We start from the raw sequence: 24,720 nt of genomic DNA, 5'->3' as shown, positions 1-24,720 counted from the left end.
CGCTGCTCCAGAAGGACCCGGCCGCGCGCCCGGAGAACGCCGCGACGGTGGCGGTCATGCTCGGGGTGGCACCGGCTGAGCTGTCCGGGCTCGACCTCGACCCGGCCTCCGGCGTTCCGAGCGGCTACTTCGTCGCCCCGCTGACGCCCGTGACGCCGGTCAACGGCAAGGTGCCGGCCGTGGCCGCAGGCGCCGGACCGGCCGACACCCCGACGGTGGCGGCCGGCCCCGAGCAGCTCCTCGACTGAGGGACCGCCCGGGTCCTCAGCGCCTCGTCGCGTCGTCCAGCAGGGCCGCGAGCGCCGCGGGCTGCGTGAACATCGGCCAGTGGCCGGAGTCGATGTCGACGAGCTGGAGGGCGGTGGCGTCCGCCAGCTCGGGGACGTCGCCGGACGCGATCCACTCCTTGGCCTGCTCAGGGCTGAACTCCGGGCACACCAGCGTCAGCGGCACACCGTGGCGGCGCTCGTCGGTCCACCGCACGATGCCCTTGGCGACCCCGACGGGCACGGGGTGCGCCCCCGCGGCGACCTCGGCCTTGAGCTCGGCGGACATGTCGTCGGAGTCCGGGCCCTCGAAGGGCTCCCAGCCCGGGAACGGCACCCCCTCGCCGGTCGGCTCGAAGAAGTCGGCGTAGGCCTGGCCGTCGGTGGTGGGGAACCCCCCGATCAGCACCACGCCGGTCACGTCGTCGGGACGCCGGTCCGCGGCCACCCACGCCAGCGTGCAGGCGGCGGAGTGGCCCACGACGAGCGGACGGCCCTCGGCCGCGTCGACCGCGGCGAGCACCGCGCCCGCCTGGTCGTCGTACGTCGCGGCGGTGGTGCCGTCGCCGTGGCCCGGCAGCGTCACGGGGATGCCGCGGTGGCCGAGCCTCTCCAGCTCCGGCAGCACGTCGTCCCACGCCGAGCCGTCGAGCCAGAGTCCTGCGATCAGCACGATGTCCATGAGTTCTCCCGTTGTCCCGTTGGTTGAGGTGCGAGCGCAGCGAGCCTGGAAACCCGGCGCCGTCAGACACGGTAGGACCGGTTCCGGACGTTCCACGACCGGAACCGGTGACATGATCTCGACATGAGGAGCACCGGATGAGCGAGATCAGCCCGACCGCGCGGGCGCTGCGCGCGCTCGACATCCTCCAGGGCCGCCCGGGCATCACCGCGGCCGAGCTCGCCCAGCGGCTCGGCGTCACCGAGCGCGCCGCCCGCCGCTACGTGGCGATCCTGCGCGAGGCCGAGATCCCGGTGGAGTCCACCCGCGGGCCCTACGGCGGCTACACCCTCGGGCGCGGCCTCCGCCTGCCGCCGTTGGTCTTCACCGCCACCGAGGCGCTCGGGCTGGTCATGGCCGCGCTCGACTCCCAGCACGCGGTCGCCGATCCCGACGACCCGGTCGGCTCGGCCCTCGGGAAGCTCCTGCGCGTGCTGCCGACCAACGTCGCGCGGCAGGCCGTGGCCATGCGCGAGACCGCCCGGACGGTTCCGGAGCGCTGGCCGGTGAAGCCCGACCCCGCGGTGACGAGCGAGCTCGTGGCGTCGGTCGCCGCGCAGCGCCGGGTGCGTGTCGGATACCGCACGGCCGCCGGCAACGCCCGCACGTTCGAGGTGGACCCCTGGTCGGTGGTCGTGCGCTACGGCCGGTGGTACCTGTTGTGCCACTCCCACCACGCCGACGCGCTGCGCACCTTCCGCATCGACCGGATCACGGAGGTCGCCCAGCTCGAGGAGACCTTCGAGGTGCCCGCCGACCTCGACCCCGCCACCGCCCTCGAGGCCAACCTCGGCAAGGGCTGGGAGCACGGGACGCACGTGGTCTTCGACGCCCCGTTGCAGGACGTGCGTCCCTGGGTCCGGCCCACGCTCGGCGACCTGACCGAGCTGCCGGACGGCCGGTGCCAGCTGGTGGGCAGCACGAACAACCCCCAGGCGTACGCCGGCGAGTGGCTGGCCGGGGTGCCGTTCCCCTTCACCGTCGTCGGGGGCGACGAGCTCCGCGCCGCCGTGGCCCAGGTCGGGGAGCGACTGTCGCGCTCGGTCAGCGGCTGACCGCGACCTCCTTGCCGAGGGTCCAGCCCTCGGAGATGGGGAGGTAGTCGCCGCTCCAGAACTTGCCCGGGTCGTACCAGGTCGCGCGGCGGTCGTCGCGGAGGATGCCCATCTCGATGTAGCAGGTGGCCACGATCTCGGCGCAGAACGCCGCCTCGGGGGTGGCGCGCTGGCCCCGCTTGCGGTGCGGGACGTAGGCGTCGCGACCCCGCAGCCAGCGCGCCCCGAGCCTGGTCAGGCTGGGGAACGAGACGCCGTCGAGCCGGGCCACCGCGCGCAGCATCCCGTCCTCCTCCCCCCGGCCGATCTCGGGATGGAGCTGGCGCAGCCACGCGTCCTGGTCGTACTCCCCCTGCCAGCGAGCGACCGCCTCGCGGAGGTCGTGCAGCTGTACGCCGCGGTGGTGGCCCCCGGTCCACATGTCCATCTGCCGCTTGCCCAGCTCGGCGTGGAAGATCAGCGGCGGCAGGTCGTCGACGACCACCGCCATCCCCACGTGGTTGACCGGCGAGTTGGTCACCGCCCGGATCGCCCGGTCCGGCGCCCGCCGCCCGCGGAAGAGCCAGATGTCGCCGCTGCGGGTGAGGTCGACGGCCTCGTCGAGGCTCAGGGCGGGTGCCATGGGGCGAAGTCTGCCGCAGTGCACCACGGCACGGGGGCTACTCTCCCCCCATGCGCGCGTGGAAGCTGCTCGGTCTCGCCGGGATCCTGGCCGGGGTCGCCACCGGCGCGGCCGTCGCCCGCGACGAGCGGGAGCGCCGCCACTACGACGCCGACGAGATCCGCACCCGCCTCCACGCCCGCCACGACGAGGCCGTCGCCCGCGCGGCCGGGGACGCGACCTCCGAATGATCCTCAGGCGGGCCGGTGGTTCTCCTGCCAGGCCCGCTCGACCAGCTCGGTGAGGACGGTCAGGTCCACCGCGTCGAGGCTCTTGAGGTAGAGGCAGCTCTTGCCGGTGGTGTGGGGTCCGAGCCGCTCGAGCAGGTCGTCGTCGGAGCCTTGGTGGGTCAATCCGTAGAGCGTCAGCGCTGCCTTCCGGGGGGACAGGCCGAGGGCGAACCACTCGCGCTCCTTGCCGTCCGCGGTCGTGTAGGGCTGACGACCGAACCCGATCATCGAGGGCCCCCAGACCACCGGCTCGGTCCCGGTGACCTGCCGCATCAGGTCGAGCACGGCCTGGGCGTCGCTGCGGCGCGGCTCCGGTGCTGCGTCGAGAACGGCCCCGACCGCGACGTCGGTGGGAAGGGTCTTGCGGTCGCTCATGCGCTCATCGTCCTCCTGCCTGCGATCTCGGGGTAGTCCAGTGGCGAGCTGTCGTCGACGCGGCCGGGAGGCAGCAGCTCGCCACTGGACTACCCGGCGGAAGGCAGCCGTTCGTCACTGGAGTACGCCGGCGGGCTCAGGCGCCGCCGACGGCCAGCCGGGCCGCGATCGCGAGCATGACCAGGCCGATCACCACGTCGAGGACCTGCCAGGCACGCGGGTCGGCGAGGCGGGGTGCGGCCAGCCGGGCGCCGTACCCGAGGGCGGCGAACCACAGGACGCTGGCCGCGCACGCGCCGCCCGCGAACCACCAGCGCCCCGGGTGGCCGTGCGTGCCCGCGATGGAGCCGAGCAGCAGCACGGTGTCGAGGTAGACGTGCGGGTTGAGCCACGTCAGGGCGACCGCCTTGGCGACCACGCCGCCGCGGGCCTCGGGCGCGTCCCCGTCGACGGCGAGGACCTCCGGGCGGCGAGCGCGCCGCAGCGAGGCGACGCCGTACGCCGTCAGGAACGCGACGCCGAGCCAGCGCACCACCTCGACGGCCCAAGGGGCCCGGTCGACCACCACGCCGACACCGGCGACGCCGGCGATGATGAGCGCCAGGTCGGACACGGCGCAGACCGCCACCACCGCACCCACGTGGCTGCGCCGGAGGCCCTGACGGAGCACGAAGGCGTTCTGTGCCCCGATCGCCACGATGAGGGAGAGCCCCGTCAGCAGGCCGGCCGCGACATCCCCCACGACGCACAATCTAGGCCCGTGCGACCCCGGGGCCGTCCCTGACAGATGTCAGGGTCGGGTGCGGGAGATATCCCATGGCCGTGCTTTCCCACCCTTTGGGAGGATGCTCGGCATGACTGAGCACACCACGGGGGGAGCGGCGCGCGGCGTCGCAGCCAGCGCACGGGACCTGGTCAAGGTCTACGGATCGGAAGAGGCCGAGGTGAGGGCCCTCGACGGGGTCACCGTCGACCTGATGAAGGGGGAGTTCACCGCCATCATGGGGCCCTCCGGGTCCGGCAAGTCCACCTTGATGCACTGCCTGGCCGCGCTCGACACACCGACCTCCGGCGAGGCCGTCGTCGACGGCACCTCGCTGACCTCGCTGAAGGACAAGGCGCTGACCAACCTGCGTCGCGACCGGATCGGCTTCGTGTTCCAGGCGTTCAACCTGGTACCGACGCTGACCGCCCAGGAGAACATCCTGCTGCCCCTCGACCTGGCCGGGAAGAAGCCCGACAAGGAGTGGTTCGACGCGGTCATCGAGGCCGTCGGCCTCCGCCCTCGCCTGGGTCACCGACCCAGTGAGATGTCGGGCGGCCAGCAGCAGCGGGTCGCGTGCGCCCGCGCGCTGGTGAGCCGGCCCTCGATCGTCTTCGCCGACGAGCCCACCGGCAACCTCGACTCCACGAGCTCGGCCGAGGTCCTCGGCTTCCTGCGCCGCAGCGTCGACGAGTTCGGCCAGACGGTGGTCATGGTGACCCACGACCCCGTCGCGGCGTCGTACACCGACCGGGTCCTCTTCCTGGCCGACGGCTTGATCGTCGACGAGCTGCGCGACCCCGACCGCGACGCGATCCTGGAGCGGATGGGCCGGCTCCAGGACGCCGCCACGGCCCGCGCCGCGCACGCTGACGAGAAGGCGGGCTGAGCATGTTCCGCCTCACCTGGCGCAACCTGGTGGCCCGCAAGGTCCGCCTGGTCATGAGCACGCTGGCGATCGTCCTCGGCATCGGCTTCCTCGCCGGCGTGCTGACCTTCAGCCACGGGCTGGGCGCGACCTTCGACAACATCATCGAGGGCTCGACCTCCGACGCCCTCGTCCGCACCGAGGGCGAGGTGTCCTTGCAGGCCTCCGGGGCCGGCACCACCAAGCTCGTCGAGCCCAGCGTGGTCGAGGAGCTCCGTGCACTGCCCGAGGTCGCCGACGCGCAGGGCAGCGTCGACGGGGTGGGCGCCTACCTCCTCGGCGAGGACGGCAAGCTCGTCGGTGGCACCGGCGCCCCGACCCTGGCCTTCAACTACTACGAGGGTGGCGGCACCAACATCGCCGGCGAGGACATCCTGATCCTCGAGGACGGCAGGTGGCCCGAGCAGCCGGGGGAGATCAACCTCGACGAGTCCTCCGCCGAGCGGGGCGGCTACGACATCGGCGACGAGGTCACCCTCCTGCTGCCGGTCGGCGAGCTCCGCAAGAAGTTCGAGCTCGTCGGCACGTCCAACTTCAACGGTGGCGGGACCGCCGGGGCCACCCTGGCGCTGCTCGAGACGAGCGAGGCCCAGGACCTGTTCCTCGAGGGTGAGGACGCCTTCACCACGGTGGCCCTCACCGGCGCCGACGGCGTCAGCCAGACCGAGCTCGCCGACGCGGCGAAGACGGTCCTCCCCGACGGGTTCACCGCGGTGACCGGGCAGGAGGTCATCGACGAGTCCGACGAGCAGATCGGGCAGTTCCTCGACGTCATCGGCTACTTCCTCGTCGCCTTCGCCGTGATCGCGATCGTCGTCGGGGCGTTCATCATCTTCAACACCTTCTCCATCCTGGTCTCCCAGCGGGTGCGCGAGTCGGCGCTGCTGCGCGCGCTCGGGGCGAGTCGCCGGCAGGTGACGAGGTCGGTGCTCGTCGAGGCGTTCCTGATGGCGGTCCTCGGCTCCACGCTCGGCCTGCTGCTGGGCCTGGGCCTCTCGCGCGGCCTCGCCGCGGTCTTCCGGTCGCAGGGCCTCGACATCGCCGGCGACGTGCTGGTGCTGACGCCCTCGACGATCGTGACGGCGTACGTCGTCGGCATCGCCGTCACGATGGTCGCCGCGTTCGTGCCGGCCCGGCGGGCGGCGAAGGTCGCTCCGGTCGCCGCTCTCCGCGACGACCTGACCGTGCAGGAGAAGGCCCTGGGTCGCCGGCGTCTGGTCCTGGGCACCTTCGCGCTGCTCGTCGGCGCGGCCCTGATCGGCGCGGGACTCGTCGGCGCGCCCGGCGCCGACCCGGCGTGGATCGGCGCGGGCTCGGTGATCTGGGTGATCACCGTCGCCGTGATGGCTCCCGTGCTCGGGCGGCCGGTGCTGCTGGCCTGCCGCTCCGTCTTCGGCAAGGTCTTCGGCACCGCCGGCAAGCTCGCCGGCGAGAACGCCCTGCGCAACCCGCGCCGTACGGGTGCCACCGCCTCCGCCCTGATGATCGGGCTGGCCGTGGTGTCGGCCGTCGGCGTGCTGGCGTCCTCGCTCAGTGCGACCAACGACGAGCTCGTCGACCAGGAGTTCCGCAGCGACTTCCTCGTCCAGTCCCCCAGCTTCCAAGGGTTCCCCACCCGCATCGGCGACGAGATGGCCGAGGTCGAGGGCGTCGGGACGGTCTCCCGGATGCAGGGCACCGTGGCGCTGGTCAAGAAGGACCAGGACTTCGTCTCGGGCGTGGACCGCGCGTTCGCCGAGATCTACGAGCTCGACATGCGCCGCGGCACCCAGGACATGCGCGGCGACCAGGCGATCCTCAGCGAGTCGAAGGCCGGCGAGCTCGACGCCGACGTCGGTACGACGCTGCCGGTGGCGTTCCCCGGTGGGCAGACGATCGACCTCGAGGTCGTCGGCATCTTCGAGGACACCCCCATCACCGGCGGGGTGACGATGCCGATGAGCGTCCTGGAGCAGGCCGGGCTGCGGCGCAACGACAGCACCCTCAGCATCAACGTCGCCGACGGAGCCGACGTCGGCGAGGTGCAGGAGGCGCTCGACGCGGTGGTCGAGGACACCCCGGTCGTCACCGTGCAGGACAAGGAAGGGTTCGCCGAGCTGATCAAGCAGCAGGTCAACCAGCTGCTGTTCCTGATCTACGGCCTGCTCGCCCTCGCGGTGATCATCGCGGTGATCGGCATCGTCAACACCCTCGGCCTGAGCGTGATCGAGCGGACCCGGGAGGTGGGCCTGTTGCGGGCGGTCGGCCTGTCGCGCAGGCGGCTGCGCCGGATGATCACCCTGGAGTCGATCGCGATCGCGGTGCTCGGCGCCGTGCTCGGCCTCGCGGTGGGGCTCCTCATCGGGGTGGCGCTGCGCCAGTCCCTCTCGGAGGACCTGACGGTGCTCTCCCTCCCGCTCGGGTCGCTCGTGGTCTTCCTCGTGATCGCCGTCGTCTTCGGCGTGCTGGCCGCGATCGTCCCCGCGGTGCGTGCGTCGCGGATGAAGGTGCTGGAGGCCATCGCCACCGAGTGAGGCCCGCCGGACGCCTCACGGCCGGCCTCTCGCGGCTCGGCGGCTGAGCGCTGATGGTTCATCACGGTATGCAGACGGACCGGCACTTCCCTCGATCAGTTGATCGAGGGAAGTGCGGGTTCGACGACATACCTTGGTGAACTGTCACCACGGAGCGCGCGCGGGGTCAGTAGCCGCCCTCCGGCGGCACCATTTCCCCGCGCACGCCGAGCAGCCGGACCGGCCGCAGGTCGTCGAGGGCGAGGTAGAGCTCGAACGCCGTGCGCGCGATCACGTCGACGTCGTACGTCGCCTCGGGCAGCTTGCGGATCCGGGTGAAGGTGAAGAACGGCGCGAACCGGATCTTGAGGTGCACCCGCTGCACGGCGCGCTGCTCCTTGCGGACGTCGTCGACGACGCGAGCGGCGAGCTCGGCCAGGGCGTCGCGCACCTGCTCGGCGTTCGTCAGGTCGGACTGGTAGGTCGTCTCGCGGCCGTGAGCCCGCGGCACCCACGGAGTGTCGTCGGGCCGCGAGCGCCCACCGCCGCGACCGAGCCGGCCGAGGTGCGGCCCGTTGGACGGCCCGAACGTCGCGACCAGCGCCTCCTCGTCGGCACCGGCGAGGTCGGCGACGGTGCGGATCCCGATCGACTCGAGCCGCGCGCCGATCCTGGTGCCGACGCCCCAGAGGGCGGTCGTGGGGCGTGCGCCCATCACGTCCATCCAGTTGTCACGGGTCAGCACGAAGGTGCCCTGCGGCTTGCCGAAGTCGGTGGCGATCTTCGCCCGGACGAGGGTGTCGCCGATGCCGACCGAGCAGTGCAGGCCGGTCGCCTCGAGCACCGCCGCCTGGATCGACCGCGCCGTGGCGACCGGGTCGTCGGTCTCCACGCCGACGAACGCCTCGTCCCAGCCGAGCACCTCGACGACGGCGCCCGGGACCGCGCGCAGCGTCTCCATCACGCGCGCCGACGCCTCCTCGTAGACGGGGAAGTCGACCGGGAGGAAGACCGCGTCGGGGGAGCGGCGGCGCGCGATCTTCAGGGCCAGCCCGCTGCGCACGCCGTGGGCCCGGGCCTCGTAGGAGGCGGTGGAGACGACCGCACGCTCGGTGGGGTCGCCGCGCCCGCCGACGACCACCGGGAGGCCGACCAGCTCGGGGCGGCGCAGCAGCTCGACGGCGACGAGGAACTGGTCCATGTCGACGTGGAGCACCCAGTGGCGTGGCACCTCGTCATTGTGGCCGGTCGCTCCGACACCGAGGGCGTACGTCGCTCAGCGGGCGGCGCGATGCAGCCGGACCACGCTCATCGGATTGCTGTCGTGGGGCGGGAAGGTCTCGATGACGGCGGGCAGGTGGGGGTCGAAGGTGCGCCCCTCCATCTCGACGAGCCGCACGTCGCGGCCCGCGAGCAGGGTCAGCGTGCGTGCCAGTGCGGCCGCGACGAGGTGCTCCCCGTCGGGCTCGTCGACGTGCGGCGTCTCGGCGAGCACCCGGACGATGCCGTCCTCCGCCGGCTCACTGAAGACCAGGCTGAGCGCCACCACCCGGCCACCCCGGATGACCACGCTCGACACCCCGTGGTCGACGTACGCACCCAGGCCTGCGGACGCGGCGGCGACCTCCGCGCGGGGACGCAGGGGACCGATCATCTCGTGCGCCCAGACGTAGTAGTCCACCCACGCCTCCTCGAGGTCGGCCTCCGGCACCCCGTCGGTCCCCACGGCGACGGACCCGACCGGCACGGGCTGGCGCGCGCACCACGCCGCCCACGGCACGGTGGTCGGGTCCGCCTGCGGCGCGGGGCAGAGCTCGACGAGGTCGTGACCGATCGAGGCCGCGAAGCCGACCGCGACGGGGTCGGCGTGCAGGACCCGGCAGAGCATCGCGTCGCCCGGCGGCACGGCGGCGTCGAGGGCGGTCCACAACGCGGTCCCGATGCCCTCACGTCGTCGGGCGCCGTCGACCTGCACGTCGCACAGGTGCTCGCGCTCGAACAGCTGCACCGGGCGCGCCGTGGCGTGGCCGACGAGCGCGGCCGCGTCCCACGCCTCCACGCGCACCGTCCCCTCGGCCGTGGCGTCGCGGATCTCGGGGAAGGCCATGGGGTGAGCATCCTCCGCTCCGACGGATCCGTCACCTGCCGGCGCCCACCCCTCGGGGCGCATCGTCCGGCGGGCGGGCGGCGTACGGTCCACGACATGAGCAGCGACGACCGCACCGAGCCCGACGCCTACGCCGAGCACCCCGAGGAGTCGGTGTTCCCCGGCGCCGGCGAGCGGGTCAGCGACGAGGACCGGCAGCGCGCGCTCGACGCCGAGCCGGCCGGCAACGCGACCGTCGGCGACACCGTCGACACCGACGGCCTCGACTCCCGCGCGCACGAGCAGGGCGCGGGCTCGGAGGAGGTCGCCGAGCAGGTCGAGGACTGAAAAGCAGGGGCGCTTCTGCGGGCGGCAGTGCCACAGTGCGCCCATGACACCCGTGCCGGCGCCCGAGCGGCTCGACCTCGACCACGCGCTGCCCCGGATGCAGGCGCTGGCCTCGCGGCTGTGGTCGCGTCGCTCGCGCCACCACCCGGGGCAGCTCGCCTGGTCGGCCGCCTACGGCGAGCCCGAAGTCCTCGACCTCGGTCCGGCGTTCCTGCTCGACGACGCGTGGGCCTGGCTCGAGTCGCGTGACTGGCTGGAGGTCTGCGGCACCGATCCGACTGCCGTCGACGCGGTCGTCACCGCGGCCCTGGCGGAGTCCGACGACGAGGTCACGACGAGCCCCCTGGAGTCGGAGCGCGTCGTCATCGACGTCCTCGAGGACCACGGCTTCACCGAGGTCGAGGCCCCGTGGTTCACCCACCACCACCTCGCGCTGTCCGAGCTGCCGCCGGTCGTCCTCCCCGAGGGGTACGCCGTCCGCGCGGTGCGCGCCGACGAGCACGAGCAGCGGGCTGCCGTCCACCGCGCCGCCTGGTCGCCGACGTCACGGGTGACGACGGCCGCCTACGAGCGACTGATGCGGACCCCGCCCTACCGCCCGGAGCTCGACCACGTCGTCATCGCACCCGGCGGCGAGTGGGTGGCGTCGTGCTGCGTGTGGCTCGATGCCACGACCGGCGTCGCCCTCGTCGAGCCCGTCGGGTGCGTCGAGGCGCACGGCCGCCGAGGTCTGGCCACCGCGGCCTCGGTCTCGGCCCTCACCGCGGCCCGCGACGCCGGCGCCACGGAAGGCCTGGTCTGCCCGCGCGGTGACGACGACTACCCGGCCCCCGCCCGGCTCTACCGCGGGATCGGCTTCGAGCCGGGTGCGCGCACCCGCACCTATCGCCGGCGGCGCGCCTGAGCCACGCCGTGTCGGCGCTCGCGCACGGCCCACCACGTCCAGATCGCCGTGATGAGGCCGGTCGACCAGGTGGGTCCGTCGACGAAGAACGCGCCTGTGAGGAGGGCCATCGCCACGAACCCTGCGAACCTCCAGCGGCTGCGACGCACGAGGTCGGGCGCGAAGCGGGCGGCGTACTCCTGCGGGGTCCCGAACTCGTCCTCCAGCGAGCGACCCGCATCGCGTGCGTGGGCGTCGGCCTCCGCGAGGACGTCGCGGACGCGAGCTCCCGACATCGAGCACCGGGTCCGCAGGATCTCGGCCAGCTCCAGGGACCAGCGGAGGTCGGCCGTCTCGCCGGGGCGTGGCGGCCGGCGGAGGTGCCTGCGGGACCACGCGGTGTGGAGGAGGGCTCCGCCGAGACCCACCGCGAGCGCGACACCCAGCCCGCGGAGGACGGTCACGGTCCCGGCGTCGTCGCGCAGGAGGAGCAGCAGGGCGTACGCCACGCCCGTCGCGAGGCCCAGCCCGAGTCCCATGGCCACGCCTTCGCGCCACGTCGTGACGTCACCGCGGAGCACGAGCCGGCCCTCGGAGCGCCACTGCTCGTAGAGCGCGTCGGCGTGCTCGGTCGCGGTGCCGAACAGCACCTCCGGCGACTCCTGGGTGCTCCGCACGATGTCGAGCGCCTCGCGCAGGCCCTCGTCGACGAGGGAGGGGTCGACGTCGCGCATCATCAGCGACCAGGAGACCCCGAACGCCCAGACGCCGTCCATCTCCTCGCCCCGCGCGGAGTCGAAGGACCTGATGGTCGAGGCCAGTGGTGTCGTCTGCTCAGCCATTGCGGATCGCCCCCGTGCCCATCGTCGTCAGTGTCTCGCCCAGCTCGCCCCACGCGGCGAGCTCGCGCTCCAGGCGCTCGCGCCCGCGGTCGGTGAGGGCGTACTCCTTGCGGCCCGGGCCTCCGTCACCTTCGGTCCACGCGGCCTCGACGTCGCCGGCCTCCTCGAGGCGACCGAGCACGGGGTAGAGCGAGCCGCCCTTCAGCAGTCCGAACCCGTGGGCCGACAGGGCCTGGGCGATCGCATAGCCGTGGAGCCGCCCCTCGGTCAGGCTCGCCAGCACGGCGAGGTCGAGGGCGGCACGGATCCACGGTGCCGACCAACGCGCTGCATCGTTCACGTATCTAAGTACAGCATGTATCTAGATACCTGTGCAATACCTCAGGCGAGCGCGCCCGCCAGCCCGTCGAGCAGGCGGTCCACGTCGGCGTCGTCGCTGTAGGCCGCGAGGCCGATCCGCAGGCCCGAGTCGACCGGCAGCCCGAGGGCGCGGAAGGTCTCGTGGGCGTAGAACGTGCCGGCCGGGACGAGCACGTCCTGCTTCGCGAGCTCCTCGTGGACGTCGGCCGGCTCGCGGTCGCGGAGGGTGACGAACAGCGTCGAGGTGCGGTCGACCGCGCGCGAGTGGAGGGTGAGCCGGTCGCCGAGGGCGGCGAGGCCCTCCTCGATCCGGACCCGCAACCGGAGCTCGTGGTCGGCGATCGACGCGGCCGCCGAGACGAGCCGCTCGCGTCGGGAGCTGCCGGTGCCGAGCGAGGCGATCAGGTCGACCGCGGCCGTGACCCCGGCTAGCAGCTCGTAGGGGAGCGTGCCGAGCTCGAAGCGCTCGGGGACGGCGTCCGACGACGGCAGGAGCTTGTCGGGTCGCAACGTGTCGAGCAGCGCCGGGTCGGCGATGAGCGCCCCGCAGTGCGGACCGAAGAACTTGTAGGGCGAGCACACCACCAGGTCGGCGCCCATGGCCGTGACGTCGGGCGCCGCGTGGGCGGCGTGGTGCACCGCGTCGACGTGGACGAGCGCGCCGACCTGGTGCGCGCGCTCCGCGACCGTCGCGACGGGCGGCCGGGTGCCGAGCAGGTTGGAGGCCGCGGTCAGGGCGACCAGCCGCGTGCGCTCGGTGATGACGTCGAGGGAGGACAGGTCGAGCTCGCCGGTCGCCGGTACGAGGCGGAGCCACCGCACGGTCGCGCCGGCGCGCTCGGCGGCCTGGATCCACGGACGGACGTTGGAGTCGTGGTCCAGCTCGCAGACCACCACCTCGTCGCCCGGCGACCAGGCCCGCGCGAGGGTGCGCGAGACGTCGTACGTCAGCGCGGTCGCGCTGCGGCCGTGGACCACGCCGCCGGGCACCCCGTTCATGAGGTCGGCGACGGCGGAGCGGAAGCCGGCGACCGCCTCCTCGGCGTTGCGCTGGCTGGTCGTGGCGGACCCCCGCTGGGAGAGCGGCCCGGTGAGGGTGCGGGCGATCGCCTCGCCGACGACGGCCGGCGTCTGGGTGCCGCCGGGGTTGTCGAAGTGGGCGATGCCGGACGCGAGGGAGGGGAACCCGGCGCGGAAGGCGCTGACGTCGAACATGCGGGGAACGCTAGTTGGCGATGTGCACGACCGCGTCGCCGGAGTTCACGAGGGGCGCCTCGGTCCGGCCGATCACGATGCCGTCGCGGTTGGCGTAGACCGCCCGTAGGGTCTTGCCGAAGGAGTCGAAGAGGGTGCCGAGGCGCTCGCCGTCGCTGACCTTCTGGCCGAGGTGGGCGTCGAGGTGCAGGATCCCGGTCCGGCGCGCGCGCACCCAGCCGCTGGAGCGGCACTCGAGGCTGGGCTCGACCGGCGGCTCGTCGACGCGGTCGGTCATGCCGAGGGCCGCCAGGACGCGGCGTACGCCGACGACGCCGGCCTCGACGGCGTAGTCGTCGAAGCGCAGCGGCTCGCCGGCCTCGTAGAGCAGCACCTTCGCGCCCTGCTCGCGGGCGGCGTGGCGCAGCGAGCCGTCCCGGATCTTCGCGTGCAGCATCACCGGCGCGCCGAAGGCGGCGGCGAGCTCGCGGGTGCGCTCGTCGTCGAGGTCCGCCCGCACCTGGGGCAGGTTGCTGCGGCGGTCGGAGCCGGTGTGGAGGTCGATGCCGACGTCGCAGCCGGCGACGATCTCGCGCATGAACAGGTGCGCGATCCGGCTGGCGAGCGACCCGCGCGCCGAGCCGGGGAACGACCGGTTGAGGTCGCGGCGGTCGGGGAGGTAGCGGTCGCCGTTCATGAAGCCGAGCACGTTGACGATCGGGACGGCGACGAGCGTGCCGCGGAACGACTTCGGGTCGAGGCCCGACATCACCTGGCGGATCACCTCCACGCCGACGACCTCGTCGCCGTGGATGGCGGCGTCGACCCACACGGTGGGCCCGTCCTCGCGGCCGTGGACGACCCGGACGGGCAGGGTCACGTCGGAGCCGGTGACCAGGCGGGTGATCGGGAGCTCGAGCGCCCGCAGCGACCCCGCCCGGATCCGGACGTTGCCGATCGCGAAGGACTCGCGCGCCACTACGCGGTCCTGCGGGGGGCGGCGATGGAGGTCACCTGCTCAGGGTAGTCGCGGCCGTCGCGCACGCCCTCCCTCCACCGATCGTCTCGACTCGTATGGCTAGAAGTGACTAGTTGTCGTGGATCAGGCGCTCCCGGATGGGCGTGGCCCGTAGCGTCGCCGCGTTCGGACCAGAACGCCCAGGGGGAAACGCATGTCCAAGTCCGTGTCTTCGGTGTGCCGTCGACTCGTCCACGCAGCGTTGGCGGTCGCGGTGACGGGGGTGGCCCTCCAGGGCGTCCCGGCAGCCGCCGCCCCGGCGAGCCCGGTGATCACCGGACCGTCGGGCAGCAACGGTCCGACGATCGAGATCACCTGGACCTCCGACGCGACCGCGACGTCGTACGAGGTGCAGGTGGACGACGACCCCGGCTTCGGCTCGCCGGAGTGGTCGGTCACGACGGTGCGTACGACGTCGGTGCCGACGCGGATGTTCGCGACCGGCTCGCAGTTCGTGCGGGTGCGCGCCAAGGACGCGAGCAACGCGTGGAGCGACTGGGCCGAGACCTCCTTCACCGTCAACGCGCTGGCCGGTCCCTCCCTCACCGGTCCCGCCGACGGCGCCACGCTGGCCCAGCCCGACGAGCCCTCCCTGCTCACGTGGAGCCAGGTCGAGGGCGCGACCGGCTACACGGTCGAGATCGACACCGAGGACGGGTTCGTCGACCCGACGACGGTGACGACGAAGGCCACCAGCCACGTCATCACCAACAACCAGGCGCCGTACGTCGACTACTACTGGCGCGTGCGCGCCACCCTGTCCGACGGCGTCGCCACCGACTACTCCGAGGCGCGCTCGTTCGACGTCCAGCCGATCGGCACCCCGGAGGTCGTCGCGCCGACCAACGACGAGGACATCACCGACGTCGTGCTGGACTGGAAGCCCGTCCGCGGCGCGCAGTACTACGAGCTCGAGGTCGACGACGACTTCGACTTCAGCAGCAAGGTGACGGGCATCCCGACCAAGATCCTCGGCACGCGCTTCTCGCCCAAGACCACCTTCGGCAACGACCAGTACTACTGGCGGGTCCGGGCCCGCGACCTCGACGGCAACCCCACCGAGTGGGTGAACCTGTCGCCGGACGTGCACTACGCCTTCGACCGGGTCTGGCGCGACACGCCCCAGCCGGTCCACCCGCTCGGCACTGCCGCGTCACCCACCGAGGTGCACGACGACCTCTACTTCGAGTGGACGCCGGTCCCGCACGCCTCCCACTACCAGGTGTGGGTGAGCACCGACGCGAACTTCACGACGACCTCACCCACGACCACCAGCTGTGACGTCGCAGGCACCACCTACACGCCCGGCGAGGTCGGCGACCAGTGCATGGTTCCGTCGGAGGGCATCACGTACTACTGGAAGGTGCGGCCGATCGACGCGCCCCTTCCGGAGCTCGGCATCTTCTCGGAGCCCCAGGCGTTCGTGTACACCGACCAGGAGGCCTTCCGCATCCTCACCCCCGAGGCCGGAGACGTCCTCGACGTGCCGACCGTGGACTGGGCTCCGGTGCCCGGCACCGACAAGTACGAGGTGTCGTTGCTCAACCGCTCCAACGCTAAGGTGGACAGCGCGACCACGTACTCCACGTCCTACACGGCCTCGACCTATCTCGCCCCCGCCGACGGGCCGTACCGCTGGCAGATCCGCGCCCTCGACGTGTCCGGGCGCACGACGATGATCTCCTCGTCGGGCTCCTTCGACATGAACCTCCAGCCGCCTGACACCAGCACGCCCCTCGTGCCCTACGGCGGCGCTGCCACCTACGACGCCCCCAACCTGCAGTGGGGAGCGATCGATGGCGCCGCCTACTACAGGATCGCCATCGGTGACGCCGTCACCGGCAACTGGTTCGCGCCGTCCTACGCGCCGATCCTCAGCAAGTCCCACTACTACCCGGCGGCCACCGACACCTCTGTCTCCTTCCTGCGCGACGGCAGTTACCAGTGGTACGTCGAGGCATACGGCCTCAACGGTGTGCCGATCGGGGCGAGCTCCGTCTCCACCTTCACGGTGCGTGCCCTCGGCCCTGTCACCGGTCAGCGCCTCGCCCTGACCGGCTCGGCCCTCGACGACGACCAGGCGTGCACCAAGACGCTCGAGGACGGCGCGACCGAGCTGTGCGACGGCCTCCCGGCGACCCCGGTCCTCGACTGGGACCCGGTGCCGTACGCCTCGGAGTACCGCGTCCACGTGTCCAAGGACGGTGACTTCACCTCCGGGGCACTCACGGCGAGCCCGCCCAGGACGGTCAACACCCGCTGGGCGCCGCGGTTCACCTACGCGCAGAAGGCCCTGCAGGACAGCCAGGCGCAGACGCCGTACTACTGGTTCATCCAGCCCTGCAAGACGCCGACCCTGTGCGGGCCGGACCCGCGCTCCACGGTCAACCCGGCACGGCACGCCTTCCGCAAGACCTCGCCCCCGGTGAAGCTGCAGGCCCCGGCGGACCAGGCCGTCGAGTCCGGCACCGAGGTCACCTTCGCCTGGGAGGACTACTACGACACCAACCGGGCCACGACCTACGCGCCGACCGGCGAGCAGAGCTACCAGTCCGCGAAGTCCTACGAGATCCAGGTGTCGCTGCAGCCGACGTTCTCGACGATCTACGAGACGGCCGTCGTGGACCAGCCGACCTACACCTCGGCGGAGAAGCTCTACCCCGACGGCCCGGTCTACTGGCGGGTCCAGGTGATCGACGCCAACGACAACCGGCTCGGCTGGTCGCCCACCCGGAAGTTCACCAAGACCAGCCCCAGGCCCGAGCTGACCTCGCCGGTCACCCCGGCCGGCGGGTCGGTCCCGATCGTCGACGGCGCGGTGCCCTTCCAGTGGAAGGCCATGCCCTTCGCCGGCGCGTACAACATCCAGGTGGCGGCCAACAACGACGCCAACTTCTCCGGCCCCAACCTCAAGGTCAACAAGCAGACCAAGCGTGCCGCCTACGCCACCGGTGCCGGCGGCGTCGCGACCCTGCCTGCCTCGGACACGCCCTACGTCTGGCGGGTGTCCCGCGTGGACGCGGCCGGCAACGCCGGCCCGTGGTCGACCCCGGCGACGTTCAAGGTCACCCTGCCCGCGCCGACCCTCTCCTCCCCGGCCGCCGGCGCGGTCGTCGGCCCGCGCAACCTCGTGCTGCGCTGGCTGCCCCGGGCCGGAGCGGCGAAGTACAAGGTGGAGTACCGCCAGGCCGGCCTCACCGCGACGCCCCCGTCGGCCATCACCCCGGCCACGGCCTTCGCGCCGCCGACCGGGCTGACGACGGGCGCCACCTACGAGTGGCGCGTGCAGTCCATCGACGCCGACAACCGGCCCTCCGCCCCGGGCCCCTGGCGCAGCTTCACCATGGGCGGCACGCCGACGGCGACCGTCGCGGCGAAGATCAGCGGCACCGGGGTCTTCGACAGCACGCTGACCGCGGTCTCGCCGACGTGGAGCGTCCCGGGGGTCACGGAGACCTACGCGTGGCGCCGCAACGGCCAGCCGATCGCCGGCGCCACCGCCAAGACGTACCGGGTCGCCGTGGCTGACGTCGGCGCGTCCCTCACCGTGGTCGTCACGGGCTCGTCGCCCGAGTTCGGCACCGGCACCTCCACGAGCGCGGCGATCACGGGCAAGCCCGGCGCGGGCCCGGTCGCCACCAAGGCGCCCGTCGTGTCCGGCACGGGCCAGGTGGGGTCCACGCTCACCTCGACGGCGACCCAGTGGGACCGCGCGGGCACGGCCACGACCCTGCAGTGGGTGCGCAACGGCCAGCCGATCACCGGCGCCACCTCGGCGACGTACACGCTCGTCGCCGGCGACCTCAACAACGCGATCGCGCTCGAGGCCACCGGCACGCTGCCCGGTCGGACGCCGACGGTGGTCACGAGCAACGCCATCACCGCCGTCCAGGGACCTGCCGTCACGGCCACGGCCCCGCCGAAGGTCCAGGGCACCCCGAAGGTCGGCGCAACGCTGAGCTCGACCGCGCCCACGTGGACCCAAAGCGGGGTGCAGAACAACATCCAGTGGCTGCGCAACGGCTACCCCGTGAGCGGTGCGACGCTCGCGACCTTCACCGTGGGCCCCGAGGACGTCGGCGCCACGCTCGCCGTGCGCTACACGGGCCGGGTCGCGGGTCGAGCAGACGGCGTCGCGACGAGCGCCCCGGTCACGGGTCTCGTCGGGGACGCGCCGGTGGCGCTGGGCGCGGCCCGCGTGTCCGGCACGCCGAAGGTGGGCATGACCCTGTCGGCAGTCGCCCCGGTGTGGGACCTCGACGGGGTGCAGAGCACCCTGCAGTGGCTGCGCGACGGCGCGCCGATCGCCGGCGCGACCAGCTCGACGTACGCCGTGGTCCCGCAGGACGTCGGCAAGGCGCTCGCGGTCCGCTACGTCGGTCGGCTCGCCGGCCACAAGGACGCCACCAGCACGAGCGCCGCGGTCACCGGCGTGCTGGGTGACGCACCGACCGCGCCGGCGCTGCCCGTGCCGAGCGGCACCAGCCAGGTCGGGTCGACGCTCACCGCACCCCCGGCCACCTGGACGCCGGTGGACGTCGCCGAGTCCCACCAGTGGCTGCGGGACGGCCAGCCGATCTCCGGCGCGACGGGGACGACGTACGCCGTGGTGAGCGCCGACGTCGGTCGACTCATCTCGGTGCGGATCACCGCGACCGCGCCGGGCCGGGCGACCGGGCAGGTGACCTCGCGGACGGTCACCGGCGTGGCCGCGCCGGTGGTGCCCCCGCCGCCCTCGCCGAACCCGACGCCTACGCCGACGCCGACCCCGACGCCCACGCCGACGCCGACGCCGACGAGCCCGACGCCGACCACGCCGAGCCAGCCGGTCTCGTCCACGACGAGCCTCAAGGCACCGAAGAAGGTCGCGCCCGGCAAGCGGGCGGTCGTGACCGTCACCGTGGTCGCGCGTGGTGCGACGCCCACGGGCGTGGTGAAGGTCTACGCCGGCAAGAAGGTCGTCGGCACGCTCACCCTCAGCGCCTCGGCCAAGGGGGTCGGCAAGGTGAAGCTCGCCAAGCTCGGCAAGGGCCGCTACAAGCTCCGCGCGGTCTACGCCGGCGGCCCCGGCGTCACCGGATCGGGCTCCGCCAAGGTCGCCCTGGTGGTCGGCTGACCGGATCCACGACGAGGCTCGCCCCGGGCACCTCCCGGGGGACGGAGGTGACCCGGGGCGAGCCGGTCAGTGGGTCAGCTGTTCTGGGTGCTCCCGGACCCGGTGCTGCCCGAGTCGGATCCCGTCCCGCTGTCGGGCTGGCCGTCGCCGTCGAAGTCGGGTTGCTGGCCGGTCGTCCCGCCAGGAGGGACGCCGAGGTCTCCGCCGGGACCGGGGAAGCCGCGCTCGCCCCACCCGTCGTCGGTGACCTGCTGCTGGGTCGTCCCCGTGGCGCTCGAGCCGTCGTCGCCGACGGCGTACCCGGCGCCGAAGCCGGCACCGCCGATCGCCAGGCCGGCCACGACGGCACCAGCTGCCATGGCCCGGCGGCCGCGGACGGCGCGCGACCAGCGGGCCCGACGCGGCTCAGCGCTGGGGGCGGAGCTCGCGGGGGTGGTGGGGTCGTCGGTCTGGTCGCTCATCGTGGTTCCTTCCGGTGGTGTGGTGGACGTGCGTGTGGTGGAGGTGGGCGTGGCGTCGGTCATCGCTCAGCCGCCCATCGGGCCGCCGTGGCCCCCGGCGGGGGCCTGGCCGGCGGTGACGGTGGCCGCCGTGCCGTCGACGGTGACGGTGTAGGTCTCGCCGTCGGTGATGCCGGCGGCGGAGTAGACGACGGACGCGGCGTCCTTCGCGAGCGTGTACGTCGCCACCTCGGCGCCGTCGGCGTCGGTGACCACGACCTCCGAGCCCGCGGCCGCGGTGGTGTCCAGTGCGGTGGCGATCCAGCCCTGGGCGGAGTCGGCCGATGGAGCGACCATCATCCCGGCGCTGCCGGTGGCCAGCAGCGTGCCGCCGGTGACCTCGAAGGCGCCGTTGACGTCGAGGGCTCCGTTGCCGTCGGTCGTCGGGCCGTGCACGACGATGTCGCCGCCGGTGATGGTCGCCGAACCGTTGGAGTCCAGCCCGTCGCCGCTGGCCCACACCTCGAGCGTGCCGCCGTTGACGTACAGCTGGAGCGAGTCGTCGGCCGCCATGCCACCCATGCCGGCCTGCCCGTCGACGGCCGCGCTGTCGTCGGAGGAGGCGACGTTGACGCCGTCGTCGGCGGAGTGCAGCTCGATGTCCCCGTCGTCGACGATGACGAGCGAGCCTTCCATCGCCTCGGTCGACCCGGTCACGTCGACGGTGCCGCCCGAGACGAGCACCTGGACGCCCTTGATCCCGTCGTCCTGCGAGGACACTGTCAGCTCGCCGCCCTCGACGAGCACGAAGCCGGCGCCGGCGTCCTCGGTGTTGTCGGACTTCACGCCGTCGCCGGTGGCGTCGACGGTGACGGCGCCGTCGGTCAGGACGAGGTAGTCCTTGCCGATGATCCCGTCGTCCACGGAGGTCACGTCGATGGTGCCGCCGGTGACGACCAGGCCGTCCTTGCCGACGATGCCGTTGTTGCTGTTGCCGGTCACCGTCAGTGACCCACTGCCGCCGATCGTCAGGTCGGCGGTCGAGTAGAGCGCGCCGGTCGGCGCGTCCGCAGAGGTGTCGTCGTAGGTGGCCGCGTCCTCGAGCGTGTTGGTGCTGCCGTCGGCGAGGACCACGACCACCGACCCGGCGTCCACGACGTCGATCGCGGCCGAGGTGTCCGAGGTGATCGACGCGCCGTCCAGCACGAGGCGTACGACGCCGTCGCCGGCGCTGTCGACGACCACCTGTCCGCTGAGGTCGCCGCTGAGCACGTAGGTGTCGGCTGCGGAGATCGTCACCGTGCCGTCCGAGCTGCTGACCGCGTCGCTGTCGGACTCGGCGTCCGAGCCCGAGAGCGTGACCGCGGTCGCGTCGGCCTCGACGTAGGACGTGTCGCCGGTCTCGACGGCGACGTCGTCGGCGAGGGCACCGTCGACGGTGGTCGCGTCGGTCGACACGACGGCGCTGGTCGATCCGGACGCGCTCGAGGGGCCGGCCGTGCTGGCGGCCGTGTCGTCGGCGACCGAGGCGCCGCACCCCGCGAGGAGGACGGCGGCCGCGGCTCCGGCGAGGGCCTGGCGGAGGCGGGCTGGTCGGGCGGGTCGGGAAGGGAGGCGCATGGGTGCGGCCTTTCGTCTGTCGGGGCGCCGCGTCAGCGGCAGCTCGTGGGACCGATGCTGCTGGTGCCACCTGTCCGGGGCGTGGGCCGTCCTTGTGGGTCTGCTGTGAGGACGTCACAACCTCGACAGGCCGGCGTGCGTCACACCCACGACGTACCCGACTCGTGAAGGACCCTCCATGCGACACCTGCCGCTGCTGGCCACCGGACTGCTCGCCGCGACCCTGCTCACCGCACCCGCTGCGTCCGCTGCGGGTGAGACCTGCCAGGGGCGGCCGGCCACCGTCGTCGGCACGCCCGGCCAGCTCGGGCTCACGGGCACCGAGGGCGCGGACGTCATCGTGACCAACGGCGCCAGGAGCACCGACGCCCTCGGCGGCGCCGACCTCGTGTGCATCACCGGCGGCCAGGTCTTCGGCGACGTCCGGGCGGACGCCGGCGCGGGTGACGACGTCGTCGACGCCTCGGCGGTCGTGGGGGCGGTGGACGTGCAGCTGGGCGCCGGCAGCGACACGTACACGGGCTCGGCCTACGACGAGGACGTCGCGGGCGGCACCCTCAGCGTGGCCTACGACGTGGTCGACACCGAGCGCGACACGATCACCACGGGTGCGGGCGGTGACGACTACGTCCGGTCGGGGTCCGACCCGACGGTGCCCAACAGCGACGTGGTCGCGCTGGGTGCCGACGACGGGGCGGGCTTCGGCAGCACCCTCGTGTGGGACGGCCCGATGGGCGCCGGCGCCGGGCTCGACGGCGGGGGCGGCGGCCAGCTGGCCTTCGACTCCGGCCCGGGCACGGTCGTCGTGGACGCGGTGACGGGGACGCGGACCGAGGACGGCGTGGTGACGCTGCGGTGGACCGGCTTCGATCGCTTCCGCACCGGCAGCAAGGCCACCCCGGCGCCGGCCCGCTTCGAGTTCGTCGGCAGCGACCGCGACGAGGAGCTCGAGATCGTCTTCGCCAGGGCCCACCAGGGCCGCCAGCGCCTCGACATGGGTGGTGGCGCCGACACGCTGCTGCTCGGCGACGAGAACCTCGGTGCCCGCGGCAGCCGCTACCTCGGCGGGTCCGGCGAGGACCACGTCGCCCTGTGGGCGGGGAAGAAGCTCGACCTCGACCTGTTGCGTGAGCGCATCAAGACCACGCGCGCCGGCAGCACGTCCCGCAGCACCTTCGCCGGGTTCGAGACCCAGCTCGTCGGCGCCAAGAGGCTCGTCCTCAAGGGCACCGACCAGGGCGACGACCTCAGGTTCTACGCCTGCCGGGCGACCGTGCGCGGCCGCGGCGGCAAGGACGACATCCGCCAGAGCCGAGGCGACGACTACTTCGAGGGCGGACTGCGCTGCGGCAAGCACGGGTTCCGGCTGTACGGCGACCGCGGCCGCGACACGCTGCAGGGCGGGCGGCAGAACGACCTGCTGGTCGGTGGTCCCGGCCGGGACAAGGCGTTCGGCAACGCGGGCCGCGACCGCTGCAGCGCCGAGAAGGTGCGGTCCTGCGAGATCAGGCGGCGCTGAGCAGCTACTTGCCCCAGTTCTTCCGGCGCACCGCGCGTCGCGGCTTGCCGCCGGCGTAGGACCGCGAGGAGTCGACGAGGAAGCCGCGCTCGAGGGCCTCGCGCCCGATCAGCATCCGGAAGCCCATCTCGTCGCGGTTGCTCAGCGTCATGACCGTGGTGATCGTGCGACCGGCGAGGACGACGTCGAGCGCGACGGCGTACCTCGTCTCGGTCTGGCCGTTGCTGGAGCGGACCTCGCGCCGGTCGAGCACCGGCAGGGTCAGCTCGTGGGCCTCCTCGTCGGAGCGCTGCCACGGGTGGATGGAGAAGCGCACCCACTCCTGGCCGTCGCGCTCGAACACCTCGAGGTCGAAGGCGTGGATCGCCGACGACCGCGCGCCGGTGTCGATCTTGGCCTTCACCCACGGCACGTCGGCCTGCGGCAGCGAGACCCACTCCCGCCACCCGACCACGACCTGCTCGGGTGCGGACTCGTCCGGTGCGTCGGGCGGGCTCGGTGTGGAGGACACCTCGCCATCCTGTCAGGGCCGCGCGACGGGGGTGGTTGTATGGCTCCCCATGAAGCTCGCCATCCTCTCTCGGGCACCGCGCTCCTACAGCACGCAGCGGCTGCGCACCGCCGCCGTGGATCGCGGGCACGACGTCAAGGTGCTCAACACGCTGCGGTTCGGCATCGACCTCTCGGGAGACGAGCCCGACCTGCTCTTCCGCGGCAAGCAGCTGTCGACGTACGACGCCGTGCTGCCGCGTATCGGCAACTCGATCACCTACTTCGGCACCGCCGTCGTGCGCCAGTTCGAGCAGATGGACGTCTACACGCCCAACACGAGTTACGGCATCGCCAACAGCCGCGACAAACTGCGCGCCACCCAGATCCTCTCGCGCCACGAGATCCCGATGCCGGCCACGACCTTCGTGCGCGACCGCGCCGACGTGATCCCCGCGATCGAGCGGGTCGGTGGCGCGCCCGTGGTGATCAAGCTGCTGGAGGGCACCCAAGGCATCGGCGTGATCCTGGCCCCGACCATCAAGGTCGCCGAGGCGATCATCGAGACGCTGCAGAGCACCCGCCAGAACGTGCTGATCCAGCGCTTCGTCAAGGAGAGCAAGGGCCGTGACATCCGCGCGCTCGTCGTCGGCGACCGGGTCGTCGCGGCGATGCGCCGCGTCGCCCAGGGCGACGAGTTCCGCTCCAACGTGCACCGCGGCGGCAGCGTCGAGCCCGTGGAGCTCGACGAGGAGTTCGAGCGCATCGCGGTGCGGTCGGCGCAGATCATGGGCCTGCGCGTCGCGGGTGTCGACATGCTGGAGGGCCGCAAGGGCCCGCAGGTGATGGAGGTGAACTCCTCGCCGGGACTGGAGGGCATCGAGACCGCGACCAAGCTCGACGTCGCCGGCGCGATCATCGACTACATCGACAACCAGGTCGCCTTCCCCGACATCGACGTACGCCAGCGGCTCACCGTCTCGACCGGCTACGGCGTGGCCGAGATCGTGGTGCACAGCGGCTCCGACATGGTCGGCAAGAAGCTCGGCGACTCCGGGCTCGACGAGCGCGACATCACCGTGCTCACCCTCCACCGCGGGCCCCACGTCATCCCCAACCCGCGCAACAAGACCGTCCTCGAGGGCGAGGACCGGCTCCTCTGCTTCGGCAAGTTGGAAGAGATGCGCTCGATGATTCCCGACCGCAAGCAGAAGCGGGTCCGGCGGCTGATGAAGAAGCACCTGCCGCCGGAGAGCTGAGGCTCACAGAACCTGCACCCAGGACTGCCGCACGTGCGGCGGATCTGGCCCGCGC

Annotated in this window: 22 protein-coding genes and 1 pseudogene; 10 read left to right on the top strand and 13 right to left on the bottom strand. The window is 72.8% G+C overall.

All coding sequences use genetic code 11. The features are described from left to right. Positions 1–248 (top strand): annotated as a pseudogene (locus Q9S36_RS31765) (hypothetical protein); the annotation flags it as partial. A 16-nt stretch (positions 249–264) separates the two neighbouring features. Here Q9S36_RS31765 and Q9S36_RS31760 read toward each other — a convergent pair. Next, the gene (locus Q9S36_RS31760) at positions 265–948 is read right to left on the bottom strand and encodes an alpha/beta hydrolase (protein ID WP_311288829.1); all 684 of its coding nucleotides are present in this window, start codon (positions 946–948) and stop codon (positions 265–267) included. 137 nt (positions 949–1,085) lie between these two features. Here Q9S36_RS31760 and Q9S36_RS31755 point away from each other — a divergent pair, with 137 nt between their 5' ends. Then, positions 1,086–2,042 (top strand): WYL domain-containing protein, encoded by a 957-nt coding sequence (locus Q9S36_RS31755; RefSeq protein WP_311288828.1) that lies wholly within the window; start codon positions 1,086–1,088, stop codon positions 2,040–2,042. Here Q9S36_RS31755 and Q9S36_RS31750 read toward each other — a convergent pair. Then, entirely contained in the window at positions 2,032–2,664 is a 633-nt protein-coding gene (locus tag Q9S36_RS31750) for a hypothetical protein (RefSeq protein ID WP_311288827.1), read from the bottom strand. The genes Q9S36_RS31755 and Q9S36_RS31750 overlap by 11 nt on opposite strands. Positions 2,665–2,714: 50 nt before the next feature. On the opposite strand from Q9S36_RS31750, the gene Q9S36_RS31745 reads away from it, so the two are divergent. Beyond that, a complete protein-coding gene (locus tag Q9S36_RS31745) occupies positions 2,715–2,894 on the top strand; it encodes a hypothetical protein (RefSeq protein WP_311288826.1) in 180 nt (59 codons plus the stop codon). 3 nt (positions 2,895–2,897) lie between these two features. Here Q9S36_RS31745 and Q9S36_RS31740 read toward each other — a convergent pair whose 3' ends face one another. Next, positions 2,898–3,308, bottom strand: coding sequence for a DUF1801 domain-containing protein (locus Q9S36_RS31740; protein ID WP_311288825.1), 411 nt, complete (start codon positions 3,306–3,308; stop codon positions 2,898–2,900). A 136-nt stretch (positions 3,309–3,444) separates the two neighbouring features. Next, positions 3,445–4,050, bottom strand: a complete 606-nt coding sequence (locus Q9S36_RS31735) for a LysE/ArgO family amino acid transporter (RefSeq protein WP_311288824.1) — start codon at positions 4,048–4,050, stop codon at positions 3,445–3,447. 103 nt (positions 4,051–4,153) lie between these two features. Here Q9S36_RS31735 and Q9S36_RS31730 point away from each other — a divergent pair, with 103 nt between their 5' ends. Next, positions 4,154–4,960, top strand: coding sequence for an ABC transporter ATP-binding protein (locus Q9S36_RS31730; protein WP_396653883.1), 807 nt, complete (start codon positions 4,154–4,156; stop codon positions 4,958–4,960). A 2-nt stretch (positions 4,961–4,962) separates the two neighbouring features. Next, positions 4,963–7,512, top strand: coding sequence for an ABC transporter permease (locus tag Q9S36_RS31725; RefSeq protein ID WP_311288822.1), 2,550 nt, complete (start codon positions 4,963–4,965; stop codon positions 7,510–7,512). Positions 7,513–7,678: 166 nt separating this feature from the next. Here the strand turns inward: Q9S36_RS31725 and Q9S36_RS31720 are convergent, their stop codons facing one another. Together Q9S36_RS31720 and Q9S36_RS31715 are read right to left on the bottom strand one after the other, a co-directional pair. Next, on the bottom strand, positions 7,679–8,722 hold the full coding sequence (locus Q9S36_RS31720) for a DNA polymerase IV (protein WP_311288821.1): 1,044 nt from the start codon (positions 8,720–8,722) through the stop codon (positions 7,679–7,681). Positions 8,723–8,767: 45 nt separating this feature from the next. Then, positions 8,768–9,598 carry a hypothetical protein gene (locus Q9S36_RS31715; protein WP_311288820.1) on the bottom strand — a complete coding sequence of 277 codons (831 nt, stop codon included), beginning with the start codon at positions 9,596–9,598 and terminating at the stop codon, positions 8,768–8,770. 96 nt (positions 9,599–9,694) lie between these two features. Between Q9S36_RS31715 and Q9S36_RS31710 the strand changes: the two genes are divergently transcribed. Together Q9S36_RS31710 and Q9S36_RS31705 are read left to right on the top strand one after the other, a co-directional pair. Continuing rightward, a complete protein-coding gene (locus Q9S36_RS31710) occupies positions 9,695–9,925 on the top strand; it encodes a hypothetical protein (protein WP_311288819.1) in 231 nt (76 codons plus the stop codon). A gap of 43 nt (positions 9,926–9,968) precedes the next feature. After that, positions 9,969–10,829 (top strand): GCN5 family acetyltransferase, encoded by an 861-nt coding sequence (locus Q9S36_RS31705; protein ID WP_311288818.1) that lies wholly within the window; start codon positions 9,969–9,971, stop codon positions 10,827–10,829. On the opposite strand, the gene Q9S36_RS31700 is transcribed toward Q9S36_RS31705, so the two are convergent. From Q9S36_RS31700 to Q9S36_RS31685, 4 genes are read right to left on the bottom strand one after another with little or no spacing between them, the layout of a single operon-like run. Continuing rightward, complete coding sequence (locus Q9S36_RS31700) at positions 10,808–11,650, bottom strand: hypothetical protein (protein ID WP_311288817.1); 843 nt, start codon at positions 11,648–11,650, stop codon at positions 10,808–10,810. The genes Q9S36_RS31705 and Q9S36_RS31700 overlap by 22 nt on opposite strands. After that, positions 11,643–11,990: a PadR family transcriptional regulator gene (locus Q9S36_RS31695; protein WP_311288816.1), complete on the bottom strand. Its 348-nt coding sequence runs from the start codon at positions 11,988–11,990 to the stop codon at positions 11,643–11,645. The genes Q9S36_RS31700 and Q9S36_RS31695 overlap by 8 nt, the downstream gene beginning before the upstream one ends. 41 nt (positions 11,991–12,031) lie before the next feature. Continuing rightward, positions 12,032–13,225, bottom strand: coding sequence for a cysteine desulfurase-like protein (locus tag Q9S36_RS31690; RefSeq protein ID WP_311288815.1), 1,194 nt, complete (start codon positions 13,223–13,225; stop codon positions 12,032–12,034). A gap of 10 nt (positions 13,226–13,235) precedes the next feature. After that, complete coding sequence (locus tag Q9S36_RS31685) at positions 13,236–14,183, bottom strand: succinylglutamate desuccinylase/aspartoacylase family protein (RefSeq protein ID WP_311288814.1); 948 nt, start codon at positions 14,181–14,183, stop codon at positions 13,236–13,238. A gap of 193 nt (positions 14,184–14,376) precedes the next feature. Here Q9S36_RS31685 and Q9S36_RS31680 point away from each other — a divergent pair, with 193 nt between their 5' ends. Continuing rightward, positions 14,377–19,338: an Ig-like domain repeat protein gene (locus tag Q9S36_RS31680; RefSeq protein WP_311288813.1), complete on the top strand. Its 4,962-nt coding sequence runs from the start codon at positions 14,377–14,379 to the stop codon at positions 19,336–19,338. A 74-nt stretch (positions 19,339–19,412) separates the two neighbouring features. Here Q9S36_RS31680 and Q9S36_RS31675 read toward each other — a convergent pair whose 3' ends face one another. Then, positions 19,413–19,799, bottom strand: a complete 387-nt coding sequence (locus Q9S36_RS31675; protein ID WP_311288812.1) for a hypothetical protein — start codon at positions 19,797–19,799, stop codon at positions 19,413–19,415. 66 nt (positions 19,800–19,865) lie between these two features. After that, on the bottom strand, positions 19,866–21,398 hold the full coding sequence (locus Q9S36_RS31670) for a carbohydrate-binding domain-containing protein (protein WP_311288811.1): 1,533 nt from the start codon (positions 21,396–21,398) through the stop codon (positions 19,866–19,868). A 178-nt stretch (positions 21,399–21,576) separates the two neighbouring features. On the opposite strand from Q9S36_RS31670, the gene Q9S36_RS31665 reads away from it, so the two are divergent. Continuing rightward, entirely contained in the window at positions 21,577–22,917 is a 1,341-nt protein-coding gene (locus Q9S36_RS31665; RefSeq protein WP_311288810.1) for a hypothetical protein, read from the top strand. 4 nt (positions 22,918–22,921) lie between these two features. Here Q9S36_RS31665 and Q9S36_RS31660 read toward each other — a convergent pair whose 3' ends face one another. Next, positions 22,922–23,428, bottom strand: coding sequence for an ATP-dependent zinc protease (locus Q9S36_RS31660; RefSeq protein WP_311288809.1), 507 nt, complete (start codon positions 23,426–23,428; stop codon positions 22,922–22,924). A gap of 49 nt (positions 23,429–23,477) precedes the next feature. Here Q9S36_RS31660 and Q9S36_RS31655 point away from each other — a divergent pair, with 49 nt between their 5' ends. Then, positions 23,478–24,665 carry a RimK family alpha-L-glutamate ligase gene (locus Q9S36_RS31655; RefSeq protein WP_311288808.1) on the top strand — a complete coding sequence of 396 codons (1,188 nt, stop codon included), beginning with the start codon at positions 23,478–23,480 and terminating at the stop codon, positions 24,663–24,665. Positions 24,666–24,720 lie beyond the last annotated feature (55 nt).

The sequence above is a fragment of the Microbacterium sp. ARD31 genome (assembly GCF_031844425.1).
The sequence above is the reverse complement of the archived record's forward strand: the minus strand, read 5'-3'. Positions and strand labels throughout refer to the sequence as shown.

Coding starts and splice junctions, on each gene's coding strand:
- Q9S36_RS31760 (WP_311288829.1), bottom strand. CDS start 948: ATGGACATCGTGCTGATCGCAGGACTCTGGCTCGACGGCTCGGCGTGG.
- Q9S36_RS31755 (WP_311288828.1), top strand. CDS start 1,086: ATGAGCGAGATCAGCCCGACCGCGCGGGCGCTGCGCGCGCTCGACATC.
- Q9S36_RS31750 (WP_311288827.1), bottom strand. CDS start 2,664: ATGGCACCCGCCCTGAGCCTCGACGAGGCCGTCGACCTCACCCGCAGC.
- Q9S36_RS31745 (WP_311288826.1), top strand. CDS start 2,715: ATGCGCGCGTGGAAGCTGCTCGGTCTCGCCGGGATCCTGGCCGGGGTC.
- Q9S36_RS31740 (WP_311288825.1), bottom strand. CDS start 3,308: ATGAGCGACCGCAAGACCCTTCCCACCGACGTCGCGGTCGGGGCCGTT.
- Q9S36_RS31730 (WP_396653883.1), top strand. CDS start 4,154: ATGCTCGGCATGACTGAGCACACCACGGGGGGAGCGGCGCGCGGCGTC.
- Q9S36_RS31725 (WP_311288822.1), top strand. CDS start 4,963: ATGTTCCGCCTCACCTGGCGCAACCTGGTGGCCCGCAAGGTCCGCCTG.
- Q9S36_RS31715 (WP_311288820.1), bottom strand. CDS start 9,598: ATGGCCTTCCCCGAGATCCGCGACGCCACGGCCGAGGGGACGGTGCGC.
- Q9S36_RS31710 (WP_311288819.1), top strand. CDS start 9,695: ATGAGCAGCGACGACCGCACCGAGCCCGACGCCTACGCCGAGCACCCC.
- Q9S36_RS31705 (WP_311288818.1), top strand. CDS start 9,969: ATGACACCCGTGCCGGCGCCCGAGCGGCTCGACCTCGACCACGCGCTG.
- Q9S36_RS31700 (WP_311288817.1), bottom strand. CDS start 11,650: ATGGCTGAGCAGACGACACCACTGGCCTCGACCATCAGGTCCTTCGAC.
- Q9S36_RS31690 (WP_311288815.1), bottom strand. CDS start 13,225: ATGTTCGACGTCAGCGCCTTCCGCGCCGGGTTCCCCTCCCTCGCGTCC.
- Q9S36_RS31680 (WP_311288813.1), top strand. CDS start 14,377: ATGTCCAAGTCCGTGTCTTCGGTGTGCCGTCGACTCGTCCACGCAGCG.
- Q9S36_RS31675 (WP_311288812.1), bottom strand. CDS start 19,799: ATGAGCGACCAGACCGACGACCCCACCACCCCCGCGAGCTCCGCCCCC.
- Q9S36_RS31670 (WP_311288811.1), bottom strand. CDS start 21,398: ATGCGCCTCCCTTCCCGACCCGCCCGACCAGCCCGCCTCCGCCAGGCC.
- Q9S36_RS31665 (WP_311288810.1), top strand. CDS start 21,577: ATGCGACACCTGCCGCTGCTGGCCACCGGACTGCTCGCCGCGACCCTG.
- Q9S36_RS31655 (WP_311288808.1), top strand. CDS start 23,478: ATGAAGCTCGCCATCCTCTCTCGGGCACCGCGCTCCTACAGCACGCAG.